Annotated in this window: 19 protein-coding genes; 6 read left to right on the top strand and 13 right to left on the bottom strand. The window is 73.2% G+C overall.

The features are described from left to right. Positions 1–3: 3 nt before the first annotated feature. Positions 4–1,287 (bottom strand): sugar ABC transporter substrate-binding protein, encoded by a 1,284-nt coding sequence (locus AB0E62_RS00095; protein WP_362185606.1) that lies wholly within the window; start codon positions 1,285–1,287, stop codon positions 4–6. A 218-nt stretch (positions 1,288–1,505) separates the two neighbouring features. Here AB0E62_RS00095 and AB0E62_RS00090 point away from each other — a divergent pair, with 218 nt between their 5' ends. Next, on the top strand, positions 1,506–2,603 hold the full coding sequence (locus tag AB0E62_RS00090; RefSeq protein WP_362185603.1) for a LacI family DNA-binding transcriptional regulator: 1,098 nt from the start codon (positions 1,506–1,508) through the stop codon (positions 2,601–2,603). A 202-nt stretch (positions 2,604–2,805) separates the two neighbouring features. Then, positions 2,806–4,146 carry an amidase gene (locus tag AB0E62_RS00085; protein WP_362185600.1) on the top strand — a complete coding sequence of 447 codons (1,341 nt, stop codon included), beginning with the start codon at positions 2,806–2,808 and terminating at the stop codon, positions 4,144–4,146. Positions 4,147–4,155: 9 nt separating this feature from the next. Here the strand turns inward: AB0E62_RS00085 and AB0E62_RS00080 are convergent, their stop codons facing one another. After that, positions 4,156–4,641: a GNAT family N-acetyltransferase gene (locus AB0E62_RS00080; protein WP_362185597.1), complete on the bottom strand. Its 486-nt coding sequence runs from the start codon at positions 4,639–4,641 to the stop codon at positions 4,156–4,158. A gap of 57 nt (positions 4,642–4,698) precedes the next feature. Further along, complete coding sequence (locus AB0E62_RS00075; protein WP_362185594.1) at positions 4,699–4,872, bottom strand: hypothetical protein; 174 nt, start codon at positions 4,870–4,872, stop codon at positions 4,699–4,701. Between the two features lie 495 nt (positions 4,873–5,367). Between AB0E62_RS00075 and AB0E62_RS00070 the strand changes: the two genes are divergently transcribed. Further along, entirely contained in the window at positions 5,368–5,790 is a 423-nt protein-coding gene (locus AB0E62_RS00070) for a hypothetical protein (RefSeq protein ID WP_362185591.1), read from the top strand. Here AB0E62_RS00070 and AB0E62_RS00065 read toward each other — a convergent pair. The 4 genes from AB0E62_RS00065 to AB0E62_RS00050 all read right to left on the bottom strand — a co-directional run bounded on the left by AB0E62_RS00065 (position 5,769) and on the right by AB0E62_RS00050 (position 12,152). Further along, complete coding sequence (locus tag AB0E62_RS00065) at positions 5,769–7,262, bottom strand: SDR family NAD(P)-dependent oxidoreductase (RefSeq protein ID WP_362185588.1); 1,494 nt, start codon at positions 7,260–7,262, stop codon at positions 5,769–5,771. The two genes, AB0E62_RS00070 and AB0E62_RS00065, sit on opposite strands and share 22 nt — an antisense overlap. Before the next feature lie 299 nt (positions 7,263–7,561). Further along, positions 7,562–8,893: a wax ester/triacylglycerol synthase family O-acyltransferase gene (locus AB0E62_RS00060; protein WP_362185585.1), complete on the bottom strand. Its 1,332-nt coding sequence runs from the start codon at positions 8,891–8,893 to the stop codon at positions 7,562–7,564. 48 nt (positions 8,894–8,941) lie between these two features. Beyond that, the gene (locus tag AB0E62_RS00055) at positions 8,942–11,272 is read right to left on the bottom strand and encodes a GH92 family glycosyl hydrolase (RefSeq protein ID WP_362185582.1); all 2,331 of its coding nucleotides are present in this window, start codon (positions 11,270–11,272) and stop codon (positions 8,942–8,944) included. Between the two features lie 154 nt (positions 11,273–11,426). After that, positions 11,427–12,152, bottom strand: coding sequence for a (2Fe-2S)-binding protein (locus AB0E62_RS00050; RefSeq protein ID WP_362185579.1), 726 nt, complete (start codon positions 12,150–12,152; stop codon positions 11,427–11,429). A 220-nt stretch (positions 12,153–12,372) separates the two neighbouring features. Between AB0E62_RS00050 and AB0E62_RS00045 the strand changes: the two genes are divergently transcribed. After that, the gene (locus AB0E62_RS00045; protein ID WP_362185576.1) at positions 12,373–13,818 is read left to right on the top strand and encodes a DMT family transporter; all 1,446 of its coding nucleotides are present in this window, start codon (positions 12,373–12,375) and stop codon (positions 13,816–13,818) included. On the opposite strand, the gene AB0E62_RS00040 is transcribed toward AB0E62_RS00045, so the two are convergent. Beyond that, on the bottom strand, positions 13,788–14,951 hold the full coding sequence (locus AB0E62_RS00040) for a transglycosylase family protein (protein ID WP_362185573.1): 1,164 nt from the start codon (positions 14,949–14,951) through the stop codon (positions 13,788–13,790). The genes AB0E62_RS00045 and AB0E62_RS00040 overlap by 31 nt on opposite strands. Positions 14,952–15,225: 274 nt before the next feature. Between AB0E62_RS00040 and gndA the strand changes: the two genes are divergently transcribed. Further along, positions 15,226–16,665, top strand: a complete 1,440-nt coding sequence (gndA, locus tag AB0E62_RS00035) for an NADP-dependent phosphogluconate dehydrogenase (protein WP_362185570.1) — start codon at positions 15,226–15,228, stop codon at positions 16,663–16,665. A 561-nt stretch (positions 16,666–17,226) separates the two neighbouring features. On the opposite strand, the gene AB0E62_RS00030 is transcribed toward gndA, so the two are convergent. From AB0E62_RS00030 to AB0E62_RS00015, 4 genes are all read right to left on the bottom strand, one after another. Then, positions 17,227–17,571, bottom strand: coding sequence for a GNAT family N-acetyltransferase (locus AB0E62_RS00030; protein ID WP_362185567.1), 345 nt, complete (start codon positions 17,569–17,571; stop codon positions 17,227–17,229). 34 nt (positions 17,572–17,605) lie between these two features. Continuing rightward, entirely contained in the window at positions 17,606–18,025 is a 420-nt protein-coding gene (panD, locus tag AB0E62_RS00025) for an aspartate 1-decarboxylase (protein WP_362185564.1), read from the bottom strand. 297 nt (positions 18,026–18,322) lie between these two features. After that, complete coding sequence (locus AB0E62_RS00020; RefSeq protein ID WP_362185561.1) at positions 18,323–19,057, bottom strand: nucleotidyltransferase family protein; 735 nt, start codon at positions 19,055–19,057, stop codon at positions 18,323–18,325. A 792-nt stretch (positions 19,058–19,849) separates the two neighbouring features. After that, the gene (locus AB0E62_RS00015; RefSeq protein ID WP_362185558.1) at positions 19,850–20,884 is read right to left on the bottom strand and encodes a GDP-mannose 4,6-dehydratase; all 1,035 of its coding nucleotides are present in this window, start codon (positions 20,882–20,884) and stop codon (positions 19,850–19,852) included. 226 nt (positions 20,885–21,110) lie between these two features. Between AB0E62_RS00015 and AB0E62_RS00010 the strand changes: the two genes are divergently transcribed. Further along, on the top strand, positions 21,111–21,884 hold the full coding sequence (locus tag AB0E62_RS00010; RefSeq protein WP_362185555.1) for an alpha/beta fold hydrolase: 774 nt from the start codon (positions 21,111–21,113) through the stop codon (positions 21,882–21,884). Positions 21,885–22,686: 802 nt separating this feature from the next. On the opposite strand, the gene AB0E62_RS00005 is transcribed toward AB0E62_RS00010, so the two are convergent. After that, positions 22,687–23,331, bottom strand: a 645-nt coding sequence (locus AB0E62_RS00005; RefSeq protein ID WP_362185552.1) for a beta-ketoacyl reductase, incomplete at its 5' end; no start/stop codon positions are given.

The following is a 23,331-nucleotide window of genomic DNA, read 5'->3' as shown; positions in this document are numbered from 1 at the left end:
GGGTCAGCCCTGCCGGAGCAGTCGGTCGGCGGCCTTGACAGCGTTGTCGAGTGCTTCCCCGGGGCTCTCTTTGCCCTGGAGCGCCTTGGCGACCTCGTTGCGCAGCGCGGTCTTCATCTGCTCGCTGAACAGTACGGGCGTGTAATTGACGGCGTTCTTCAGCGACTTGGCGGCGGCGACGCGTACCCGGGTCTCGTCGGTGCCGTCCTCCTCGGTGAAGTACGGGTCGTCGAGGGAACCGGCGGTGCTGGGGAAGATGGCGACCCGCTTGGCGAAGACCATCTGGTTCCTGGCGTCGGTGACGAAGTGGGCGAAGGCCACGGCGGCCGGGGTGTGTCGCGTGCGGGAGTTGACCATCACGCCCATCACGTACATGTTGGCGTGACCGGTGTTGGTGATCTGGTCGGTGATGCCGATGTTGCGGTACAGGCTCGGGGCGTTCTTCTTGAAGTTGCCGAGGTCCAGGGCGCTGCCGGGGTTCATGGCGACGGCACCGGTGAGGAACTTCTTTCCGGCCGACTCTCCGGTGGCGGTCAGGGCCTGCGGGTCGAGGGCCTTGGCGTCGTACAACTGCTTGTATCTGGTGAGGAGTTCGACGCCCTTGGGGTCGTTGAAGGTGAAGGCGGTGCCCTGTTCGTTCATGAGCGGGACGCCGTAGCGGCCGAAGTCCTCGATGGTGGGCACGTTGGCGAGGGTGGCGACCTTCCCGCCGCTCTGCCCGGCCATGCGCAGGGCGTCGGCGAAGAGTTCGCCGTAGGTCCTGGGGGGCCGTTCGGGGTCGAGTCCGGCCTTCTTGAAGAGGGCTTTGTTGTAGAAGAGCGGGCCGGTGTTGAGGTACCAGGGGAAGGCGTAGGTGCCGGTCATGCCGGGGACTTGGTGGCCGGCCCAGGCGCCGGGCAGGTACTCCTTGCGGTAGCGGGGGGCGGCCTGGTCGAGGTCGAGCGCGAGGCCGGCTCTGGCGAGCGGGGCGACGAGGTCCGGGGAGACGTTGACGACGTCGGGCAGGGTGCCGCCGCCCGCGTCCGCGCCGATCTTGTCGGCGTATCCCTCGGCGGGCTGGTCGATCCACTTGACGTGGGTGTCCGGGTACTTCTCCTCGAAGCCGGCGATCAGGTCCTCGAAGTAGTCCTTGAAGTCGGCGCGCAGGTTCCAGGTCTGGAAGGTGATGTCGCCCTCGACCTTGCCCGAGGCGTCGCTCCTGCCCCCGTCGCCGCCCGGGCCGCAGGCGCTCAGCGGCAGGACGAGGGCGGCGGCGACGGCGGTGAGGGCTCTGCGGGGGATGGGCACGGACACGGCTCCCTTGCTGTGTCGGGGCTGTGGGTGGCGCGAAAGACCTTGCACAGGGGTTTTGGTGAAAGTCAATGGATTCGTCGTGGCCCCTGCCTTCCGTCCGGCATCGGTGCAGGTAGGCGCCTACTGACCGGAAACTTGCGGGAGTTGACTAATGCGCTTTAGGTTCTTGACGCTCAAGCGCTTTAGCGGTTCCCTGTCGAACGGGAGGAAATGTGCCGACCAGACGGTCCCCCGCCCGCCGGCCCACGATGAAGGACATCGCCCGGCGCGCCGGGGTGTCCGAGAGCGCCGTGTCCTTCGCGCTCAACGACCGCCCCGGTGTCTCGGAGACCACCCGGGCGCGGGTCCGCCGGGTCGCCGAGCAGCTGGGCTGGCGGCCGAGTACGGCGGCGCGCGCGCTGTCCGGGGAGGGCGCGGCCACGGTCGGCTTCGTACTGGCCCGCCCCGCCGCCACGCTGGGGGTCGACTCCTTCTTCCTCCAGTTGGTCTCCGGCATCCAGGGAGTGCTGGCCGAGCGGCACTTGGGCCTGCTGTTCCAGGTGGTGGAGGACGTGGCCGGCGAGTGCGCGGTGTACCGGCGCTGGTGGGCCGAGCACCGGGTGGACGGCGTCCTGGTCGTGGATCCGCGCGCCGACGATCCCCGCCCCGGTCTGCTGGACGAACTCGCCCTGCCCGCCGTGGTGATCGGCGGCGCCCCGGACGAGCGGCACTCCGGACTGTCCACAGTGTGGGCGGACGACGCGGGCGCGATGGCGTCGCTGGTGGGCGAGTTGACCGCGCTGGGCCATCGCCGGATCGTCCATGTCGCCGGCCTGCCGGGCCTCGCGCACACCCAGCGCCGGATCCGGACGCTGCGCGCCGAGGCGGAGCGGCGGGGGCTCGCCGAGGTGGAGTCGGTGACGACCGACTACTCCGACGCCGAGGCCGCCGCCGTCACCCGCCGGGTCCTGCGCGGCCCCGCTCCCCCGACGGCCCTGGTCTACGACACGGATGTGATGGCCGTGGCCGGTCTCGCCGCCGCGGCGGAGCTGGGCTTCTCGGTGCCGGCCGATCTGTCGGTGGTGGCGTGGGAGGACTCGGCCCTGTGCCGCATGGTCACACCGTGGCTGTCGGCGCTGTCCCGGGACAGTGTGGAGTTCGGGTCGACGGCGGCGCGGGAGCTGCTCGCGCTGCTGGACGGCGGCCCGGCCCGGACGGTACGGGTGCCGGTGCCGCGGCTGCTCGTGCGGGCCAGCACGGGCCCGGCGCGGAGGGACCCGCCACGCCTCGGCACCGCGAGCCGCGGCACGGGTGCCGGCCCGGCCCCCTGACCGGTCGCCGCGCGACCCCCTGACCGGTCGGCTCCTGCCCTCCTGACCGGTCGGCTCCTGCCCTCCTGGCCGGCCGGTGGGACGACCCGGGCCGACGGCCCCTCGACGTGGCGGGCCCGGCGGTGCACAGTTCTCTCTACGCGCCTTCATACCCATGGGTAACCGAGGGGGCGCGCAGCCGTCGACGAGCCGAGGAGCGTCCGTGAGCAGCTGGGCAGGCCGCAGTGCCGCCGAGATCGCCGCCGCCGTCCGCGAGAAGCGGGTCACGCCCCGGGAGGTGGTGGCCGAACACCTGGCGCGGATCGAGCGGCTGGACGGCCGGACCGGGGCGTTCCGGACGGTCCGGGCGCGGGCGGCGCTCGCCGAGGCCGACGAGGTGGCCGCCCGGGCCGACCTGGCCGGACTGCCGCTCGCGGGCGTGCCGGTGGCGGTCAAGGACAACCTGGCCGTGCGCGGGGAGTCGTGCCGCAACGGCTCCGCCGCCACCTCGGACGGCCCGTCCGCCGAGGACCATGTGACGGTGGCCCGGCTGCGTGCGGCGGGCGCGGTGGTGGCCGGCCTGACGAACGTGCCGGAACTGTGTGTCTTCGGCAGCACGGAGGGCCCGTACGGCATCGCCCGCAATCCGTGGGATCCGTCGCGCACGGCGGGCGGCTCCTCCGGTGGCAGCGCGGCGGCGGTGGCCGCGGGGCTGGTGCCGCTGGCGCTCGGCAACGACGGGATGGGCTCGCTGCGCATCCCGGCCGCGAACTGCGGCCTGGTCACGCTGAAGCCGGGGCCCGGGGTGGTGCCGGCCGGGATCGGCCACGGCGACTGGTTCGGCATGGCGGAGAACGGGCCGCTGGCCACGACGGTGGAGGATCTGCGGCTGGCGCTGGGCGTCCTCGCCGGCGCGGAGTTCGCACGGCGGGAGGAGCGGGGCCCGTTGCGGATCGCCGTCGGGCTGCGCAGCCCGGTCGCCGGGGTGCCGGTGAGCCGACCGTACACGAACGCGGTGCGGCGGGCGGCCGGGGCGCTGGCGCGGTCGGGGCACCGGGTGCGGCGGGCGGAACCGCCGTATCCGCTCTCCCTCGGGGTGACCGCGCTCCAGCACTGGACGGCCGGGACGGCGGCGGACGCGGCGGGCCTGGACCCGGCCCGGCTGGCCCGCCGGACCCGGGTGCACGCGGCCGTGGGCCGCCGGTTCACGCGCACGGTGCGCACCGGGGCCGCCCGGGAGCGGCTGCGCGCCCGGCTGACGCCGTTCTTCACCGAGTACGACGTGCTGCTCACCCCGGCCCTGGCCCGCCGCTCCCCGCAGGCCGGGCCGTGGCACGAGCGCGGCTGGCTGCGCAACGTCCTGGCCAACTCCGCCTGCTCGCCGTTCACTCCGCCGTGGAACCTGACCGGCTGGCCGGCGATGTCCGTGCCGGTGGGCACGCTGCCCTCGGGCGCGCCCTGCGCCGTACAGCTGGTGGGCCGGCCGGGCACCGAACCCGTACTGCTGGGCGTGGCCGGGGAGTTGGAGGAGCTGCTCCCCTGGCGGCGGACGGCGGGAGTGTGACGGCAGGACCTAGTCCAGTGCCCGGTACATGATGTGCAACCCCACCCTGCCGTGGCGTGGGTGCTCGAACGCCTCCGGGACGGTGCCGAGGACCGTGAAGCCGAGGGATGTCCACAGGGCGACGGCGGGGTTCGTCTCGACCACGGCGTTGAAGACCATCGCGCGGTAGCCGTGGACCCGTGCCTCGGCCAGCACATGGAGGGCGAGGGCCCGGCCGGTGCCGCGGCCGGCGTGATCGGGGTCGACCATGAAGCCGGCGTTGGCCACGCGGGCGGCCGGTCCGCCGTAGTTGGGGGTGAGGTAGGCGGAGCCGACCACGGTTCCACTCGCGTCCTCGGCGGCGTAGACCCGCTTGGCCGGGCTCATCCACAGCGCGCGGGCCCCTTCCTCCGAGGTGCGGGGATCCCAGGTGTAGGTCTCGGCGGCGGCGACGATCCGGTGCCAGAAGGGCCAGATCCGCGGCCAGTCCGCGGCCGTGGCTTCTCTGATCAGCATGGGCGTGAGTCTGTCACGCACGCCCATGCGGGCGGCGGTCGCGAGGGGCCGGGAGGGTCAGTCCACGCTCGGCAGGATGTGCGGCTCGGCCAGGTCGTCCTCGTATCCGGCGAGGCGGATCGGGGCGGAGCGGGCCCACACCTCGAGGCTGCCGAGTTCTCCGGGCCGGCGGCCCCTGCGCTCCGTGCGTTCCTCGGGGCGCTGTTCGCGATTCGTCTTCTCCGGTGTCACCGCGCACTCCTTATGTGTCGGGTCACCCTCGGGGCATACCGGACAGTCTGCGTCACGGCGCTGGACGCCCGCTCGGGTCTGGGTGGAAGGCCAGGTTCGGACGCGGTGGCGCCGGTTCTCCGCTGCCGGAGCAGGCCGATGTGGACCGGCGCGCCCCAGGACGGACGGTGGGTGTGGGTGAGACCCCGTACTGTTGTCCGCCGACTCCCAGACTAACCAAATGAGCGGACATCCGCTCGATAGGGAATGCAAATAAGGTGTAACCACTGTGCTTCGCGCGGCCACCCAATAGCCCCCAATATGGGGCCTTTTCCCATAAGATGCTCACTCGTGCGATGCCCGAAATCACCCGTACGGCGGATATGAGCGAACGTCTCTTCGAAATAAGTTGGGGGCAGTTGACCGACCCGGCGCAGTTCAAGTGCCGTTGGCCGGGCGGCAAACCGGACATGATCTGCTGACGCGGCAACGGCTGTCTCGCGGAAGGACTGACGCATGGAGCTGCGCAGCGTCGAGGAGCTGATGGACCTGCTGTACGCCGGCCGGCACCGGCACGCGCTGCGGGCCGCCGCGCTGCTGCGCCGCGGCCGCCCCGCCGACAAGGAGCTCCAGGTGGCGGCCCTGGTGCGGGGCATCGGGCCGGTGCTGTGCCCGGGCGACGAGGCGGCCCGGGCCGGGAGCGCGGCCGAGGCGGTGCGCTCCCTGCTCGGGGAACGGGTGTCCCGGCTGGTCCGCGCGGACGCGGACCCGGCCGACGACGATGTGCTGCGGCTGCGCCAGGCCGAGGAGGAGAGCCGCGCGGCCGCCTTCGACGCGGGCGTGCTGGAGGACTGGCGCACCGTGCTGGAACTGCTGGCGGCCGGCCGGGGAGCTCCCGGCCAGCACCCGCCCCGCGCTTACCACTTGCCCGGTGCGTAGTCCTTCAGGAAGACGCCGTACAGGTCCTCGCCCGCCTCGCCGCGCACGACCGGGTCATACACGCGGGCGGCGCCGTCGACCAGGTCGAGCGGGGCGTGGAAGCCGGCCTCGGCGAGGCGCAGCTTCTCGTAGTGGGGGCGCTCGTCGGTGATCCAGCCGGTGTCCACCGAGGTCATCAGGATCCGGTCGGACTCGAACATCTCCTGGGCGCTGGTCCGCGTCACCATGTTCATCGCGGCCTTGGCGGCGTTGGTGTTCGGATGGCCCGCGCCCTTGTAGCCACGGCTGAACACGCCTTCCATGGCCGAGACGTTCACGATGTACGCCCGCCCGCTCGCCGCCTGCCGCGCGGCCTCGGCCATCGCCGGGCGGAGCTTGCTGATCAGGATGAACGGCGCCGTGTAGTTGCACAGCTGGGTCTCCAGCAGCTCGACCGGGGAGATCTGGTCGATGGTCTGCACCCAGGTGTTGGTGTCGACGACGTCGGGGAGCAGGCCGCCCGCGTCGATGGCCGTGCCGTCGAGGTGCCGGGCGACGCTGGCGTTGCCCGCGACGAGCGCGAGGTCGGCCACCTTCTGCGCGTCCAGCCCGCTGGTGCCGACGGGCAGCGCGGCCAGGCCGTCGACCGCGCCGGAGTTGAAGGCGCCGATGACGTGGTGGGCGGGCAGTTCGCCGGCGGGCAGCGGGGCGCTCTCCCCGTCGACCAGCGCGGCGTAGGCGGAGGGCAGGCGGCGCACGGTCTGCGTGGCGTTGTTGATCAGGATGTCCAGCGGGCCCGCCTCGGCGACCCGGTCGGCCAGCGCGACGGCCTGGGCGGGGTCGCGCAGGTCGATGCCGACGACCTCCAGCCGGTGCAGCCAGTCCGCCGAGTCCTCCATCGCCTTGAAGCGGCGGATGGCGTCCTTCGGGAACCGGGTCGTGACGGTGGTGTGCGCGCCGTCGCGCAGCAGCCGCAGCGCGATGTACATACCGATCTTGGCCCGGCCGCCGGTGAGCAGGGCGCGCTTGCCGGTGAGGTCGGCGCGGACGTCCCGCTTGGCGCGGTTGACATCGGCGCAGTCGGGACAGAGCTGGTGGTAGAAGTAGTCGACTTCCACGTACCGGGACTTGCAGGTGTAGCAGGAGCGCGGGCGCTGGAGTATGCCCGCGATCCTGCCCGCCTCGACCTTCGAGGACGGCAGGATGCCCTCGGTCTCGTCGTCGATGCGCTCGGCCGAGCCGGTGGCGGTGGCCTCGGTGACGGCGCGGTCGTGGGCGGTCTTGGCGGCCCGGCGTTCCTGGCGGCGGCGCTGCTTGACCACGCGGTAGATGTGCGAGGTGGCCCGGCGCACCTTGATCGCGTCGGGGTGGTCGACGTCGAGCTGGTCCAGTTCCTCCAGCACGCTCAGGCAGACGGCGAGCCGCTCCGGGTCGATACCGGGCCCGTAGACCATCTCGTCCATGGACGCCGAGCCGTCCTCTGTCACCGTCATCGCGTTGCCGTTTCCCTGGTCACCCGAGCGGCGCTCCGACTCGCGCCCGCTGTCGAACAGCGAATTTTACGGAGCGCCGGGCCGGTGGGCCAAACCGCCGCCGGTTCGGCACCCGCGGCTCACCGGCGACCGCCCCCGCACCGGGCCCGCCCGCCCCCTGCGACAGCGGTCGGTCCAGCCGGTGCGGTGAGATCGGCCACAGAGGCGGCTGGGGGATCCGGTCCGCACCGGGCCGCACGAGCCGTGCCCCTGGACCGGCCGGCGCCGAGCCGGTCCCGGAGGCGGCCGGGGCCCGGCGCTCAGTGGTCGCAGACGGACAGCAGGGCCGCCGCCTCCTCCGGCACCGCGCGCGCCAGCCGGTCCAGGTCCGGCACGGCCCGCGCGTCGGCGACGAGCCCGAAGTGCACGCGCCCGCGGTAGGTGGAGATCGCGACCGCCAGCGCCTGGCCGGGGGCGAGCGGGGCCAGCGGGTACACCTCGGTCAGCTCCTGGCCGCCGAGCCGGAGCCCGGGGCCGGGCAGCGGCACGCTGGTGACCAGGATGTCGAACCACAGCCGGGCCGCCTGGCCGACCAGCGGACCGCCGAGCCGGTGGCCGAGGGCCGGTACGTGATCGGCGAGCAGGGCCACCGCACCGGCGCCCCGGTCGGGCCCCGCGTCCTTGTTGCGGACCATCGCGGTGCGCACGGTGCGCAGCCGGCCGAGCGGGTCGCTCTCGTGCACCGGGAGCGGTGTCAGATACCCCGAGAGCCGGTTGCCCTGCGGCTGCGCGGCGTGCGGCCGGCGCCGGGAGACGGGGATCAGGGCGCGAGGGGCCACGCCCTCGCTGCCGTCGCCGCGCTCGTCCAGCCAGCGGCGCAGGGCCCCGGCGACGACGGCGACGAGGACGTCGTTGACCGTGCCGCCGGCGCTCTTGCGCACCCGGTGCACGTCGTCGATGTCGAGGACGGCCCCGGCGACGCGGCGGGTGCCGCTGGGGGCGCAGGCGAGCGCGGCGCACGGGCGCATGCCGAGGGTGGACCGGGCCAGCGAGGCGCCGATGTCCAGGGCCCGGCCCAGGTCGGTGAGCACGCCCCGGGCCAGCCCGGGGACCCGGGCGGGCAGCCGGCGCGCGTCGGGCAGCGGGCCGCGCGGCGGCTCGACGGCGCGGGGCGCGTGCCCGGGCAGGCCGACGGGGTCCAGGACACCGGCGGCGAGCTTCAGCGCGCGCAGCCCGTCGGCGAGGGCGTGGTGGAACTTGAAGAGCACCGCGAAGGACACCCCGTCGGCTCCGGGCAGCACATGCGCCTCCCACGGCGGCCGGCCGCGCTCCAGCGGGCGTTCCATGAGCCGGCCGGCGGCCGCGTGGAAGTCGTCGGCGGGGGCGTGCAGCCGGACGTGGTCGAGGGGGTCGAAGTGCGGGTCGGTCTCCCGGGCGGCGGCGCCGAAGGCGAGCGGCTGCCACAGGTCGCGGATGCGCAGGCGCAGACCGGGTACGGCGGCGGCGCGCGCGGCGAGCAGGTCGGCGGCGTGCGCCCCGGCGGTCGGCGAGTGCGCGCCGAAGACGCCGAGTGCGCCGAGGTGCATCGGGTGCCGGTCGGTCTCCATGTTCCAGAAGGCCAGGTCGAGGGGGGCGAGCAGATCGGGAGTCACGGGCGTGCCTCACGCGTCGGCGACGGGTGGAACGACGGTGCGTCACGGTCACCTCAGGACCGGCGGTGCCGCTTCGGGTGAGGTGCCCCACGCCGACGGGCGCGGGCCGACGGTGAAGGCGAGCGAGCGCAGGGTGCGCAGCGCGCGGGTGGTCAGCCAGGTCCGGCCGTGCGGGGTCCCGTCGGCGCGTACGGCCTGGATGTAGCGGTCGGTGGCCGAGGTGCCGGGCGCGGTCACGGTCAGCCTGCCGCTCGGCCAGTAGCGGCGGTCCAGCGCCATGTCGACCCGGTCGAACACCGGGGTGGTCAGGCCCCAGGTGCCGTAGCCGGGCTGGACCGGGAACAGCCCGATGGCCGACAGCACGTGCCAGGCGGACATGGTGCCGAGGTCGTCGTTGCCGGTCAGGCCCTCGGGGCTGTCGGTGAACAGGGTCAGCGCCGCGTGCACCACGTCCGTGGTCTTCCAGGGCCAGCCGGTGGACAGGTAGGTGTAGGGCGCGATGAGGTCCGGCTCGTTCATCGGGTTGTAGACGCTGGCGTTGTAGTAGGCGTACGGGTCGCCGTGCACCCACACCTCGCGCGCGGTCTTCTCCGGGTCGGCGAGCAGCCGGTCGTAGGCGAAGAAGGCGTCGAGGCGGGCGTCGGCCGCGCGGCTGCCGCCGATCAGGCCGACCAGGCCGGGCACGTCCTGCGGGACGAGCCACTGGTACTGCCAGGCCGTGCCCTCGTGGAAGCCGGTGCCGCGGGCCGGGTCGGGCGGGCCTGCGAAGGCGCCGGAGGCGTCCCGGGCGCGGAAGAAGCCGGTGGCGGGGTCGAAGATGTTGCGGTAGTTGCGCGATCGGGCGGCGTAGCGGGCGGCGTCCTCGTGGTGCCCGAGTCCGCGGGCCATCTGGGCCAGCATGGCGTCGGCGAGCGCGTACTCCAGGGTGACCGAGGCACCGTAGTGGTAGTCGGAGTCGCCCGCCTTGGCGTACGGGCGCCCCTTGACGTAGGGGGCGAAACCCTTGGCGATGTACTCGGCGTTGGCCTCCCGGCCGACGCCCGGGTACGCGGCCGGCGGTACCCCGTCGGCATTCTTGCGCAGCGCCCGGTAGGCCCGCTCCTCGAAGCCCTTCAGCAGGCCGGAGTGGTAGGCGGTGGTCAGGAAGGGGGTGACCGGGTCACCGGTCATGATGTTGGTCTCGACCGGACCGTACCCCCACTTGGGCAGCCAGCCGCCGTCCTCGTCGACCGCGACCACCGACCGGGCCATGTCCCGGGCCTCGCGCGGCGCGAGCAGGGCGAGCAGCTGGGCCTGGGTGCGGTAGGTGTCCCACAGCGACCAGTTCTGGTAGTAGGTGAACCCGCGGGCGCGGTGGACACGGCGGTCCCAGCCGAGGTAGCGGCCGTCGGCGTCGCCGCCGACGTTGGGCGCGAGGTACGAGCGGTAGAGCGAGGAGTAGAAGGTCCGGCGCAGCGCGGGCGTGCCGCCCCGCACCCGGACGGCGGCCAGCCGGCGCTCCCACTCGTCACGGGCCCCGCGGCGTACGGCGTCGAAGGACCGGCCGCCCTCGGCGCGCAGGTTGGCCGCGGCGCCGGGCGCGTCCACGTACGACAGCGCGGTGGTCGCCTCGACCGTGCGGTTGCGGGTGGTGTCGAAGCGGAGGTAGGCGCCGCCGGGTCCGGTGCGGGCGCCGGGGGTGACGGTGCGGCCGTCCCAGGTGCCGTAGGCGGTGAAGGGCCGGCTGAAGCGGGTGATCGTGTGGACGGTGTAGGGGCCGGTGTCCCGGCAGAAGCCGTGGCCGGTGATCTCGGTGCGCACGGTGCGGTCGTCCAGGATCTCCACCGCGCTGCGCACCGGTTTGTGCAGCGCCTGGGCCGCGTTCAGCAGGACGTTGGCCTTCCGGGTGGCCGGGAAGGTGTAGCGCTGCACGCCGGTGCGGGCGGTGGCGGTCAGCTCGGCCCGGATGCCGGAGCCGAGGCCGACACGGTAGTAGCCGGGGCTCGCCTCCTCGTCGTCGTGCGAGAAGGCCGCCGCGTACTGCGCGTAGTCCGTGCGGGTGACCTCGCCCGTGGTGGGCAGCACGGGCAGGTCGCCGCCGATGCGGCAGCCGACGCCCGAGAGGTGCACCAGGGAGAACCCGCGGATGCGGTTCTGCGCGTAGTCGTAGCCGGTGCTGTGCCCGGTGTCCGGGGAGAGCTGCACCATGCCGAAGGGCACGGCCGCGCCGGGGAAGGTGTTGCCCTCGTTCCGGCTGCCGATGAACGGGTTCACCAGCTCGGTGAGGCGGCCGCCGGCCCGTTCCGCGGCCGGTGCGGCGGGGGTGACGGAGGCGGCGAGCAGCGCGGACGCCACCAGCACCCCGGCCGTGCACCAGCGCGTACGCCGGGTCCCTGTCATGTGGATGACCTCCCCTGCTTGGACATCGTTGCCTGCATCCTGAGGGCCCGAGGGCGCGAACCCGGGCATTCCGGGTGCATGGCGTGGAACGCGTCGCACTGAGGGGCGCTCGTGGACGGGGGGCGCTGTTCCGGGCGCCGGGGTCGCGGGGAGGTCAGCCCGGGCGGCGGGAGTGACAGCAGTCGCCGCAGAGTCCGCCGCCGGGCACCCGGTAGTACAGGCAGCAGCTGCGGCGCCGGAAGGACGAGCCGGTGCGCACACCGGTGGCGTCGAGCAAGGGGTGGGCGAACAGCTCACCGGTGAGGGCGCGGGTACGGGCGGCCACATCGCCCCGGCCGTGCGCGCGGGCCCAGCGGCCGAGTTCCCGGGCGGTCGCGGCCAGCGCGGAGCCCGCGTTGCCCCACAACAGGCCCGCCGCCACGCCGTGGCGGGCCCGCAGCGCCGCCGTCAGGGGCTCCAGATGGCCGTGCAGTACGGTGCCGGCGAGCGCGGCCGCGTCCCCGGGCAGGGGGCGTACCTCGGTGAGCCACAGGTCGTCGGGGGCGGTGGCGCGTACGTCCCAGCGCAGCAGGCGCGCGTCCAGGTCGGGCAGCCGGCCGTACAGCACCGCACAGCCCAGGGCCGCCGACCACAGCCGGGCGGCCAGCCCCTGCTGGGCGAGGGAGGCGGCCACCCGCGGCTCGGCGGTCCGCAGCCGCTCCCCCACCACGGCGACCCGCGCGGCCACCGGGTCCCGCTCGTACGGTGTTCCCTCCGCGTACCCGTCCGCGAGGGCCGGCAGCCGCCTCGGGTCCGCGTCGCCGGGCGGGCCGGACAGGGTGCGGAGGACGAAGAAGCCACCGAGCGGGCGCAGCGCGGCGAGAGCGGGGTCGAGAAGCACAACAGGCAGTCCTACCAGGCCCGTTGCCGGGGTGGTGCGCCGGGTGCCCGGCCGGCGTCAGCCTGCCAAGGTACGACCGGAGTGCCGGCGTACTCCAAAAGCAGTAGGAGGCATTGCGCTCAGGGACGACGACGGGGAGATCCCGGGCGGGCAGAGTGTCGGCCATGGAAGCCGATCGCACACGGGCCCGGGACAGCCACTCCCCCCAGAGGAGACGCCGATGAGCGCCCTGGCGTTGTCCGTGCTCCTGTCGGTCGTCTCCGCCCTCGCCTACGCGGGCGGAGCGATCGCGCAGGAGCAGGTGGCGGTGACCTCCGCCGACAGCGTCCCGCTGCACCGGCCGGGCTGGTGGGGGGCGCTCGCGCTCAACGGCCTCGGCGGCGCGCTGCACGTCGTCGCCCTTGCCTGCGGGCCGCTCAGCCTGGTCCAGCCGCTCGGCGCGCTGACCATCGTCTTCGCCCTGCCCATGGCGGCGCTGTGCGTCGGCCGCCGGGCCGGGACGAGGGCCTGGCGCGGGGCCCTCATGGCCACGGCCGGCCTCGCCGGTCTGCTGTCCCTGGTCGGCTCCAACGCCACGCACTCCCTCGCCGCCGGGCAGCGCCTGGCCGTCGCGCTGGTCACCGGCGCGGCGGTGGCGGCCCTGGCCTTCGCCGCGCTCACCGCACGCCGGCATCCGGCGGTCCGCAGCGTGCTGCTCGCCACCGCCTCCGGCGTCGCCTTCGGCATGTCCTCGGTGTTCACCAAGACCGTGGCGGTGGACTGGACCCACGGCATCGACCTGGGCGCCCTGCCGTCGCTCGGGGTGATCGTCGCGTTCTCGGTCGCCGGCGTCCTGCTGTCCCAGCTGTCCTACCGGCACGGCGGCCTCGCCGCGCCGCTGGCCACGCTGACGGTGGTCAATCCGGTGCTGGCCGCCGCGGTCGGCGTGCTGATGTTCGGCGAGACGTTCCGCCACGGCACCCTGGGCACCGTGCTCGCCCTGGGCTGCGGAGTGGTGGCGGCGGGCGGCCTGATCATGCTGACGACGGAGCGGCTGGAGAACGCGGGGGCCGCGCGGGCCCTCGGAAAAGCCCCGGCGGAAGCCGAGCCGGACGCCCCGTCGCGGACGGCGCCGACCGCTTCCCCGACGACTGTGCCGACCGCCCCGGCCGCTGCCTCGCCGGCTGTTCCGGCGGCGTCCGCGGCCGCTTCCGCGCCGCCTGTCGCGGCCGTGCCTCCGGCCGGGCCGCCCTGCGCGCAGGCGCTGCCGGACGCCGCGGGCCCGGCGCCCGTGGCCCGCAAGGCGCGGCCCGGTGTGCCACGGCAGCGCGGGGCGGCGGACACCGGGGTGGACCCGGCCGTGCGGACCGGAGCGGACCGGGCCGGGCGCTCCGCGAGCGGGGCCGGAACGCGGGGAGCCGGACGTGCCGGTTCCGGCGCCGGGAGCGGTGCCGAGGCGGCCGGGTCGCAGACCGGGAGCGGGACCGGGACGGAGGGCGACGGCACCGCCCCGCCGGCCGACACCGCGCCCCCGCCGCCGCACACCGCGTCGGCCGATGCCGCGCCCCCGCTGCCGTGCATCCCGCTGTCCGTACGCTTCCACGTGCCGGTCACGCTGCCGGCGCCGGTCGCGCTGCCGCCGGCCCCGTGTCCGCGTCAGATGCTGACGCCGCCGGCCCGGAGGTAGGCCAGCGGGTCGACGTCCGAGCCGAAGCCGGGCCCCGTCCGCACCTCGAAGTGCAGGTGCGGGCCCGTGACGTTGCCCGTGGAGCCGGAGCGGCCGATGCGCTGGCCAGCGGTGACGCCCTGACCGGTCCGTACGGAGATGGCGGACAGATGGGCGTACTGGGTGTAGCGGCCGTCGGCGTGCCGCAGCACCACCTGGTAGCCGTACGATCCGCCCCAGCCCGCGGCCACCACCCGGCCGGCCGCCACCGCCCGCACGGAGGTGCCGGTCGGCACGAGGAAGTCGACGCCGGTGTGATAGCCCTTCGACCAGTGCGAGCCGGCCACGTGGTAGCCGGTGCCGACGGACGCGGTCACCGGGGCGACGCGCGCGTGGTGGGCCGGGGGCGGGGCGTGGTGCGTGCCGGGGTGCTCCGAAGGGGCTTTGCGCTTCGGGGACTTGGGCGCCTTGGGGGGTGCGGTCCTGGTGTGGGTGCCGTCCAGGCTGAGCCGCTGCCCCGGCATGATCAGGTCGGGATCGGTGCCGATCGTGGCCCGGTTGCCCGCGTACAGCGCCCGCCAGCCGCCCGGCACCCGCTGCTCGCCGGCGATGCCGGAGAGGGTGTCGCCGTGCACCACGGTGTACATCTCGGCCCGGCCCGCGCGGGACTGCGGGGTGGTCTGCGGCCGTACGTCGCTGACGGAGGAGGCCGGCCGCGCGCCGGCCCGCGCCGGGCGGACGGCCGCGGAGTCGGTGTGCGCGTCCGCCGCCCCGCCGCCCCGGGTCAGCCCGGCGCGCGGCGAGCACGCCGGCCAGGCACCGGGTCCCTGCCCGTCCAGGACCTGCTCGGCGACGGTGATCTGTTCCGCCCGGGTGGCCAGGTCGGCGCGCGGCGCGTAGCGGGTGCCGCCGTACGCCTCCCAGGTGGACTGGGTGAACTGCAGTCCGCCGTAGTAGCCGTTGCCGGTGTTGACGCTCCAGTTGCCGCTGGACTCGCAGGCGGCGACCTTGTTCCAGGTGGCCGCGTCGGCCGCGTGCGCGGTACCGGCCGCGACCAGCGGGATCGCGAGGCCGGCGCCGCTCACCGTGACGGTGAGTGAGGCGCGGTTGATCCTGTTCGGCTGGTACCGGCGGTGCCGGCCGCGTACGGCCATGTCCGAATTCCCCTCGGCATGCGTCAGGAGGGGCAAAGGTAAGCGCCGCGAACTGACCATGACAAGACGGGGAATCGGCCTGCCGCACGGGTCAAGTGGCCTGGAACAGACCCTGGTCGGGCCGGGCGGCGGCCGGTGACCGATGCGGACGGCACTCCCGCCGCGTACCGGTGTGGGGCGGGTCGCATAGGCGTTCGCCGTCGTGGCACGTCAGGATGGGCACGGGTCCGTACTGACGGAACCGTAGTCATGAGGCAACGAGAGAGCAGGCGGTATGAGCACTTCAGCGCAGATCGGTGTCACGGGCCTCGCGGTGATGGGCCGCAACCTCGCACGGAACTTCGCACGCAATGGCTACACGGTCGCCGTGCACAACCGTACGGTGTCGCGGACCAAGGCGCTGGTGGAGGAGTTCGGGCAGGAGGGCGACTTCGTCGCGGCCGAGACCGCCGAGGAGTTCGTGGCGGCGCTGGAGCGTCCGCGCCGGCTGGTCGTCATGGTCAAGGCGGGCGAGCCGACGGATGCGGTGATCCAGGAGTTCGCCCCGCTGCTGGAGCCCGGTGACATGATCATCGACGGGGGCAACGCGCACTTCGCGGACACCCGGCGCCGGGAGCGGGAGCTGCGCGAGCGGGGCATCCACTTCGTCGGCGCGGGCATCTCCGGCGGCGAGGAGGGCGCGCTGCACGGGCCGAGCATCATGCCGGGCGGCTCGGCGGAGTCGTACGAGTCGCTGGGGCCGATGCTGGAGAAGATCTCCGCGAAGGCCGCCGACGGGGCGCCGTGCGTGACGCACGTGGGTCCGGACGGTGCCGGGCACTTCGTGAAGATGGTCCACAACGGCATCGAGTACGCCGACATGCAGCTGATCGGGGAGGCGTACCAGCTGCTGCGGGATGTCGCCGGGTACTCCCCCGCGCGGATCGCGGACATCTTCCGCACCTGGAACACGGGCCGGCTGGACTCCTACCTGATCGAGATCACCGCGGAGGTGCTGTCCCACGTGGACGCGGCCACCGGCCGGCCGTTCGTGGACGTGGTGGTGGACCAGGCCGAGCAGAAGGGCACCGGCCGCTGGACCGTGCAGATCGCGCTGGACCTGGGCGTCCCGGTGTCCGGCATCGCCGAGGCGGTCTTCGCCCGCTCCCTGTCCGGGCACGCGGCGCTGCGGGCCGCCTCGCGGGACCTGGCCGGGCCGAAGCCGTCCGCGCTGGGCGAGGCGGAGGCCGCCGCCTTCGCGGACCGGGTGGAGCAGGCGCTGTACGCGTCGAAGATCGTGTCGTACACGCAGGGCTTCCACGAGATCGCGGCGGGCAGCGAGGAGTACGGCTGGGACATCGACCTCGGCGCGGTGGCCGCCATCTGGCGGGGCGGCTGCATCATCCGCGCCGCGTTCCTGGACCGCATCCGCGCGGCCTACGACGCCCGGCCCGACCTGCCGAGCCTGCTGTCGGACGAGACGTTCGCCCGCGAGATCGCCGAGGCGCAGGACGACTGGCGGGAGGTCCAGATCGCGGCGGTACGGCACGGAGTTCCGACGCCCGGCTTCGCGGCGGCCCTGGCGTACTACGACGGCCTGCGCTCCCCGCGCCTGCCCGCGGCGCTGACCCAGGGCCAGCGGGACTTCTTCGGCGCGCACACGTACCGCAGGGTGGACCGCGAGGGCGCGTTCCACACGCTGTGGGGCGGGGATCGCGGCGAGGTGTCGGCGTAGGCGGGCGGATTCCCCCGTGCCCCCCGGGAGCTGCCCCGGGTAGTTCCCTGGGGGGCGCGGAGCCGCCGAACCGGGTCACGGCATGTGTTCGCGGCTATGTGTTCGCGGCTGTGTGGGGGGTCATGCCCGGCCCGTTCTCCCCGGCACGGTGCTCAGGTGCGGTGAGGGGAGGGCCCGGTTCGGGGTTCGGCGCCGGTTCCGGGCCCGGCGGTACGGGAGACGGTGACGGCCCCGGCGGACCCGGGTGGGGCGGCGCCGGTGGCGGTGTGGGACCGGGGCCCGGCGGCGGGGTCGGCTGGGGGACCGGCTCCGGCGGCGGGACCGGCGTGGGATAGGGATCCGGCGGGGTCGGGGTCGGGGTCGGGCCCGGACCCGGTGCCGGGCCGGGCGGGACCGGGTCGGGATGCGAGTGGGTCATCGTGCCCTCCGGGCTGTCACGGGACGTCGCCTCTGGACTACTTCCCCGCCTACCCGGTGCCCGCGCGGCCACTCACCCGAGGGCAGCACCGACCGGGTCAGCGCGCGACGCCGGCCCTTCGGGCCGTCTCGCGCCCTTCGGGTTCAGAACCGCCCGGGGTGGGCGCGCAGCCAGTCCTTGGCGGCCGACAGGAGCCCGGGGTCGGCCGGCGGGGCGACCTCGGGGTGGCGCTCGGCCCACTTGACGACGTAGGGGCACAGCGGGGCCACCGGGACGCCCTCGCGCTCGGCGAGGGCGTACAGCTCGCGGGCGAGCGATCCGGCGATGCCCTTGCCCTCGTGGGCGGGCTCGACGATCGTGTGGACGGGGACGAGGGCGCGCGCGGGCGACTCCAGCACGAAGTACTCGATGCGGCCGGCCACCTCACCACCGTCGACGGCCTCCAGCCGGCCCGCCGCCCGGTCGTCACGGATCTGGATCTCGCTCATGGCCTCGCACGCTCCTGGTCCATAGGTCAGCCGGTCAGGCCCCTACGGCCTGCGGGCTGCGCTGCTGGTCCGACCCGGGCACCGGCTCGGACGGGTCGGCGCCGAGGGACACGATCCGGTTGCCGGCGTCGACATGTACGACCCGGGGCCGCAGCTCACGGGCCTCCGCATCGGTGACCTGAGCGTAGCTGATGATGATCACCAGATCACCGGGGTGGACGAGATGGGCCGCCGCCCCGTTGATCCCGACGACCCCGGACCCGCGCTCCCCCTCGATGACGTACGTCTCCAGCCGCGCGCCGTTGGTGACGTCGACGATGTGCACCAGTTCCCCGGGCAGCAGATCGGCGGCGTCGAGCAGATCGGCGTCGATGGTCACGGATCCCACGTAGTGCAGGTCGGCCTGGGTGACGGTGGCACGGTGGATCTTGGACTTGAACAGAGTACGCAGCACTTTGGACTCCTGTATGACGGCTCCCTGCCTGCTTTGTGCAGGTCAAGGGCGCTATCACTCTACAACTGGCCCGCGCCTGACTCGAAGACTGTGAGGAACATCGCTGCTCTCTGAGGGTGGCGCCCCACACCAAGCCGCTGCTCGGGCAGCCCTCTCGCGATGTCCGAGGTCTGATGCTGATCAGTTGCTGACTTACCTGACGTCAGGTCAGGTGCCCCCACTGGTCAGCGAGCCCAGGATGGGGCAGGTCCGCCTCACAGGGTGACCATACCTCTGACCTGCAAAAACCGGGGTGTCTCAGATGTCGATGCCGGTGGTGCGGAACTCCTCCGGTACGAGAAGACCCGCGCCCTTGATCTCCTTGCTGGCTTCGAGTACGTCCTTCACGGTGTCGATGCCACGCCAGTAGCTCGAGAGCCGGTAACCGATCAGGGCGCCCTCGATGGCCAGCTGCGGGAACGTGCTGTCCTCATGGTCGCCCTTGTCCGGCAAGAGCCCGACAACGTGGGGTTCGAAGACGTAGATGCCTGCGTTGATCCAGTAGGGCAACCGTGGGGACTGGACGAAGCCGCGGATGCGGTCGTTGTCCAGGTCGGCCACTCCCCAGTTGGACCGGTACGGGGACAGGGCGACCGTGACGGCCCCGCCCTGATGCGTGTGGTACCGACTCAGGCCCGCGAGGGAGTCGGTGCAGATGACGTCGCCGTTGAGGACGAAGAAGGGGCCGTCTTCGGGCAGTCGCTCGGCCGCATACTTGAGACCGCCGCCACGGCCCAGAGGCTGGTCCTCGATGGCGTAGCCCACGGTGACGCCGAACCGGGAGCCGTCGCCCACGTAGTCCTGGATCATCTCGTGCTTGTAGCCGCCGCTGATCATGACGTGTTTGACGCCGTGCTCGGCGAGCCACAGCAGCTGGTAGCCGACGATCGGCGCACCCGCCACGGGAACCATGGCCTTGGGCGCATCGTCCGTATACGGTCGCATCCTGGTCGCCTGGCCGCCGGCCAGGATCAGCGCTTGAGTTACTGGCATCACGTTCTCCGGAGTCATTGGCCTGTTCTTGCGGCGGATCAGTGATCGCGTGCTGATCCCATGCTGTCGGGCGCGGCAGCTGTATTTCCGGGCCGTGGCTGCCGGTCCTGGACTACGTGCCGGCGCTGGTGGCAGGGTTGCGTGACGGCTTGACGGCAGCGGCGTCAGGCCGTCCAGCGCGGACGTGTTCCGTGTCGCGGACGGCCGGGCAGGTGGTGCGAGAACAAGGCGCCGTGAGCTGGACGAGTTCGAGGCAGGTCAGCAGGACGAGCCGGGCGCCGGCCGATCGGGCAGATTCCGCTGTGGTCGTGGCAGCGGCTGTGGGTGCGAGCACGGCGGCGGTGAGCGGGGAGAACCGTGACCGGCGCATGCAGGTGTTCCCAGCGCGTCACTTGGCCCCCGGCCAGGCCGATCATGGTCTGCCGTGCTGGAAGGTCCCCTCGATCCGCCGCCGGCGGCGGCCGGTCACGTCCACGAGCCGGGCGGGAGTGACGTCGCCGGACAGCCGGCAGGGGAAGGGGAGGGCAAGCCGGTGCGGCGGTCCCGGGCGGACGACCAGGACGCCGGCGCCGTCCGGGTGTCCGCCGGGGACGTCGCCCGCCCGGACACCAAGCCGGGTCCAGCGTACTCGCGGGTGCCCATCGTGCCGTGTCCGGACCGCATGCGCATGCAGTGCTGCGGCAGTACCTTGTCGATCATCCGGCGGGCCCGCCCTCCGCGCCCCGCTCCGCCGGCCACGACTTCTCCATCCGCGTGCGGAGGCCGGGGCCGGACAACGTCCCGGTCGCGGTGTCACCAGCTGTCGGCGGCCGCCAGCAGCTCGCCGTAGTCGCGCGTCCGCGATGCCTGCTGCAGGTCCGACTCGACCATCATCTGCATCAGTTCCTCGAACTTCACCGTGGGTGCCCAGTCCAGCGCGGCCCGGGCCATGCTGGAGTCGGCGCACAGCGTCTCCACCTCGGCCGGGCGGACCAGCGACGGGTCGACCACGACGTGGTCCTCCCAGTTGAGGCCCACGGCGTCGAAGGCGATGCGTACCGCGTCGCGGACCGAGTGCATCACACCGGTCCCGATCACGTAGTCTCCCGGCTCGTCCTGCTGGAGCATCAGGTGCATCGCCTTGACGTAGTCACCGGCGAAGCCCCAGTCACGCACCGCGTCGAGGTTGCCCAGCGCCAGTCTGTCCTGCATTCCCAGCTTGATCTGCGCGACGGCCAGTGAGATCTTCCTGGTCACGAACTCGGCACCGCGGCGCGGGGACTCGTGATTGAACAGGATTCCGGAGACCCCGTACATGTCGAACGACTCACGGTAGTTACGCGTGATGAAGTGGCCATAGGCCTTGGCCACCCCGTACGGGCTACGGGGGTGGAACTGCGTCGACTCACTCTGTGGAGTCTCCGCGACCTTGCCGAACATCTCCGAGGACGAAGCCTGGTAGAACCGGATCCCACCGGATCGGGTCGACCTGGACGTGTTCAGTCCACTCACCATGCGAATGGCCTCCAGCATGCGCAGCACGCCGGCGCCGTTGATTTCCGTCACCAGTTCCGGCTGCTGCCACGACATCGGCACGAACGAGACGGCACCGAGGTTGTACACCTCGTCGGGCTGGATGCGGTCCAGCGCCGAGACCAGGCTGGCCTGGTCCATGAGGTCACCGTCCACCAAGGACAGATCGGATACGAGGCGGCTGATCCGTGACTTTCGCGGGTTGGCCTGCCCTCGCATCAGGCCCCATACCTGGTAGCCCTGCGCCAGCAGGTGTTCTGCGAGGTACGAGCCGTCCTGGCCGGTGACCCCAGTGATAAGAGCACGTTTGGACACGAAATCCCCTTACGTCGCCACGGGAAAGGACGACCGCTACGTCCAGTGAGTTTTCGCGGGAGCAGTCCTTGGAGGTGACATTCACAGCCGCAAGTCCGCGGTGTCAACGGAAGTCGGGGCACCCTAGTGCATCACTGGGAATCGGCACGGTTACTCATCGGGACTGGGGAATTTCCAGTCAGGAAGGGGACGTACTCGTCTCTGACGACTGCCCCGAGGAGACCTCATGCCCATACCCGGCACCGACGCAGAGCGCTGGCTGCGCCGCTTCCGGCCCAACGCCAGTGCCCGTGTGCGGCTCGTCTGTTTCCCCCATGCGGGCGGCTCGGCGAGTTTCTACCACCCCGTCGCGATGGCCCACGCCGCCGCCACCGACGTCGTGGTCCTCCAGTACCCCGGCCGCCAGGACCGCAGACGTGAGCCGCTGGTGCGCAGCGTCGCAGAGTACGTCGGTCACATCGCGCCGATCCTCGAGCAGGAAAGGCCCTTGCCCACTGTCTACTTCGGACACAGCATGGGCGCGGTACTCGCGTTCGAGACGGCCCTCTCACTCGCTGACACCCCGGCCTCGCCCCGAGCGATCGTGGCGTCCGGCCGGCGCGCGCCCGCCACGCACCGGGACGAGCAGGTGCACCTGCGCGACGACAATGGCCTGCTGGACGAGTTGCGGCAGCTCAACGGCACCCGGGCGGACCTACTGGGCGACGAAGAGATCCTGAGGATGACCTTGCCGGCGGTGCGCAGCGACTACCGGGTCATCGAGACCTACCAGGCCGTGCCGGACCGCACGGTCGACTGCCCGATCACGGTGCTGGTGGGCGAAGGCGACCCGAAGACAACCGTCGCGGAGGCCGACCGGTGGCGCGAGCACTCCACCGCCGCCTTCCGCATCCGCACATTCCCCGGCGGCCACTTCTACCTGGCCGCGCACCAGGCCGAGGTGAACGCCGAGTTGGCGGCCACGCTGTCCGCCGCCTCCAAGGGACCCGCCATCAGGTAGTCGCCGTGGGGCCGCTGCCGCACGGCGTGTGCGGCAGCGGCCCCGGCATGTCCATGGTGGCCGACCCGCGTAACGCTGCGGCATGGCCACCGGCATGCCGGCCGTGCCGGAGCGGCGGGAGAAGCGGCTCGCAGAGCTGCGGGCCGCCCGCGCGAACCGAGGCCGAGGCCGCCGGCAAGGCCCGTTGCCACGCGCGCGCGGACGACGAAGGACGCCGCCGTCGGTGACGAGCAGGCTGCCGTTTCCGGGCCATGTGCTCGCCCACGACGTGGCGTCCTTGTCACGCGTCCACGGAGCGGGGACGGGGCCTGCTCGGCGACGCCGGATACTGCTGCGAGGCCATCGCGAGGCCGTGCAGCGGCTTGGCCGTCGTACGCCTGGATGCAGGCGCCATCGCTGTCAGCTGTGGGCCAAGCCCGGCGGAGCCGCCCGCACCCGTCGGGGATCCGTCGTCGAACCCCTCCTCGGCCTCTTGGGGAGCTGCCGAAACGGCCACCGGCTTCTGCTACGGAGTCGGTACGGCCGCCGCCTCCCGCTGCGGAGACAGGACGATGGCGGCCACCGGCCGCCTGACGCGGCCTCCTCGAGGTCTTCCGGCGCGACACACCGGAACGGCCGGCATAGCTGCCATGACCGGCTGAACAGCCGGGCGCACCCATGCGCCCATGCGCCACATCCTCACCGAGCCGTGGACCGACGGACGGGACGAATCCGAGCGTTCGGGCGGTGGGAGCCGGGCGATCACGCCCGGCTCCCACCGCCGACGGCTGCCCGACCAGGCACCCGTCACCGAGACACCTTCCTAGTTCAGACCCAGCTCGTCGTCGAGCATGCGGAACATGTCATCGTCGGTGGCCGACTCGACGTCGAAGCCGTCCTCTTCCTGCTGATCTGCCGCCCACCTGCTGCGGAGCACGTCCAGCCGGCCGGCGATCTGCCGATGCAGCCGCTCGTCGTCCACCGTGGTCTCGTCCAGCGCGCGCTCCAGCCGGTCCAGGTCCGCCAGCAGCGCCGCCGGTCCCGTCGGTTCGTCGGCGACCAGCCTGGGCAGCAGATGGTCGACCAGCTCGGCCGGTGTCGGATAGTCGAACAGCAGTGCCGCGGGGAGCCGCTGACCGATGGCCTCACCGAGGCGGTTGCGGAACTCGACGGCGATCAGCGAGTCGAACCCGAGGTCCTGGAACCGCCGGTGCGGGGAGAGCTCTGCCGCGCCACCGTGCCCGAGGACGGCGGCGGCGTGCCCGCGGATCAGGTCGAGCACCAGCTCCGGCCGCTCGGCGGGCGCGGCCGCTGCGAGTGCCGCGACGATCCCGCCGCCGTTCGGCGCGGTGGCCGCCGCACGGCGGACCGGAGTGCGGACGAGGTTGCGCAGGAGTGCCGGTACCTCGTCCGAGCCCCGCAGGCCGGCCAGGTCCAGCCTGACCGGCACGGCCGCCGGGCCGTCCGC

Origin of the sequence: Streptomyces sp. NPDC038707 (assembly GCF_040636485.1) — a bacterium.
Taxonomy (GTDB): domain Bacteria; phylum Actinomycetota; class Actinomycetes; order Streptomycetales; family Streptomycetaceae; genus Streptomyces.
The sequence above is the reverse complement of the archived record's forward strand: the minus strand, read 5'-3'. Positions and strand labels throughout refer to the sequence as shown.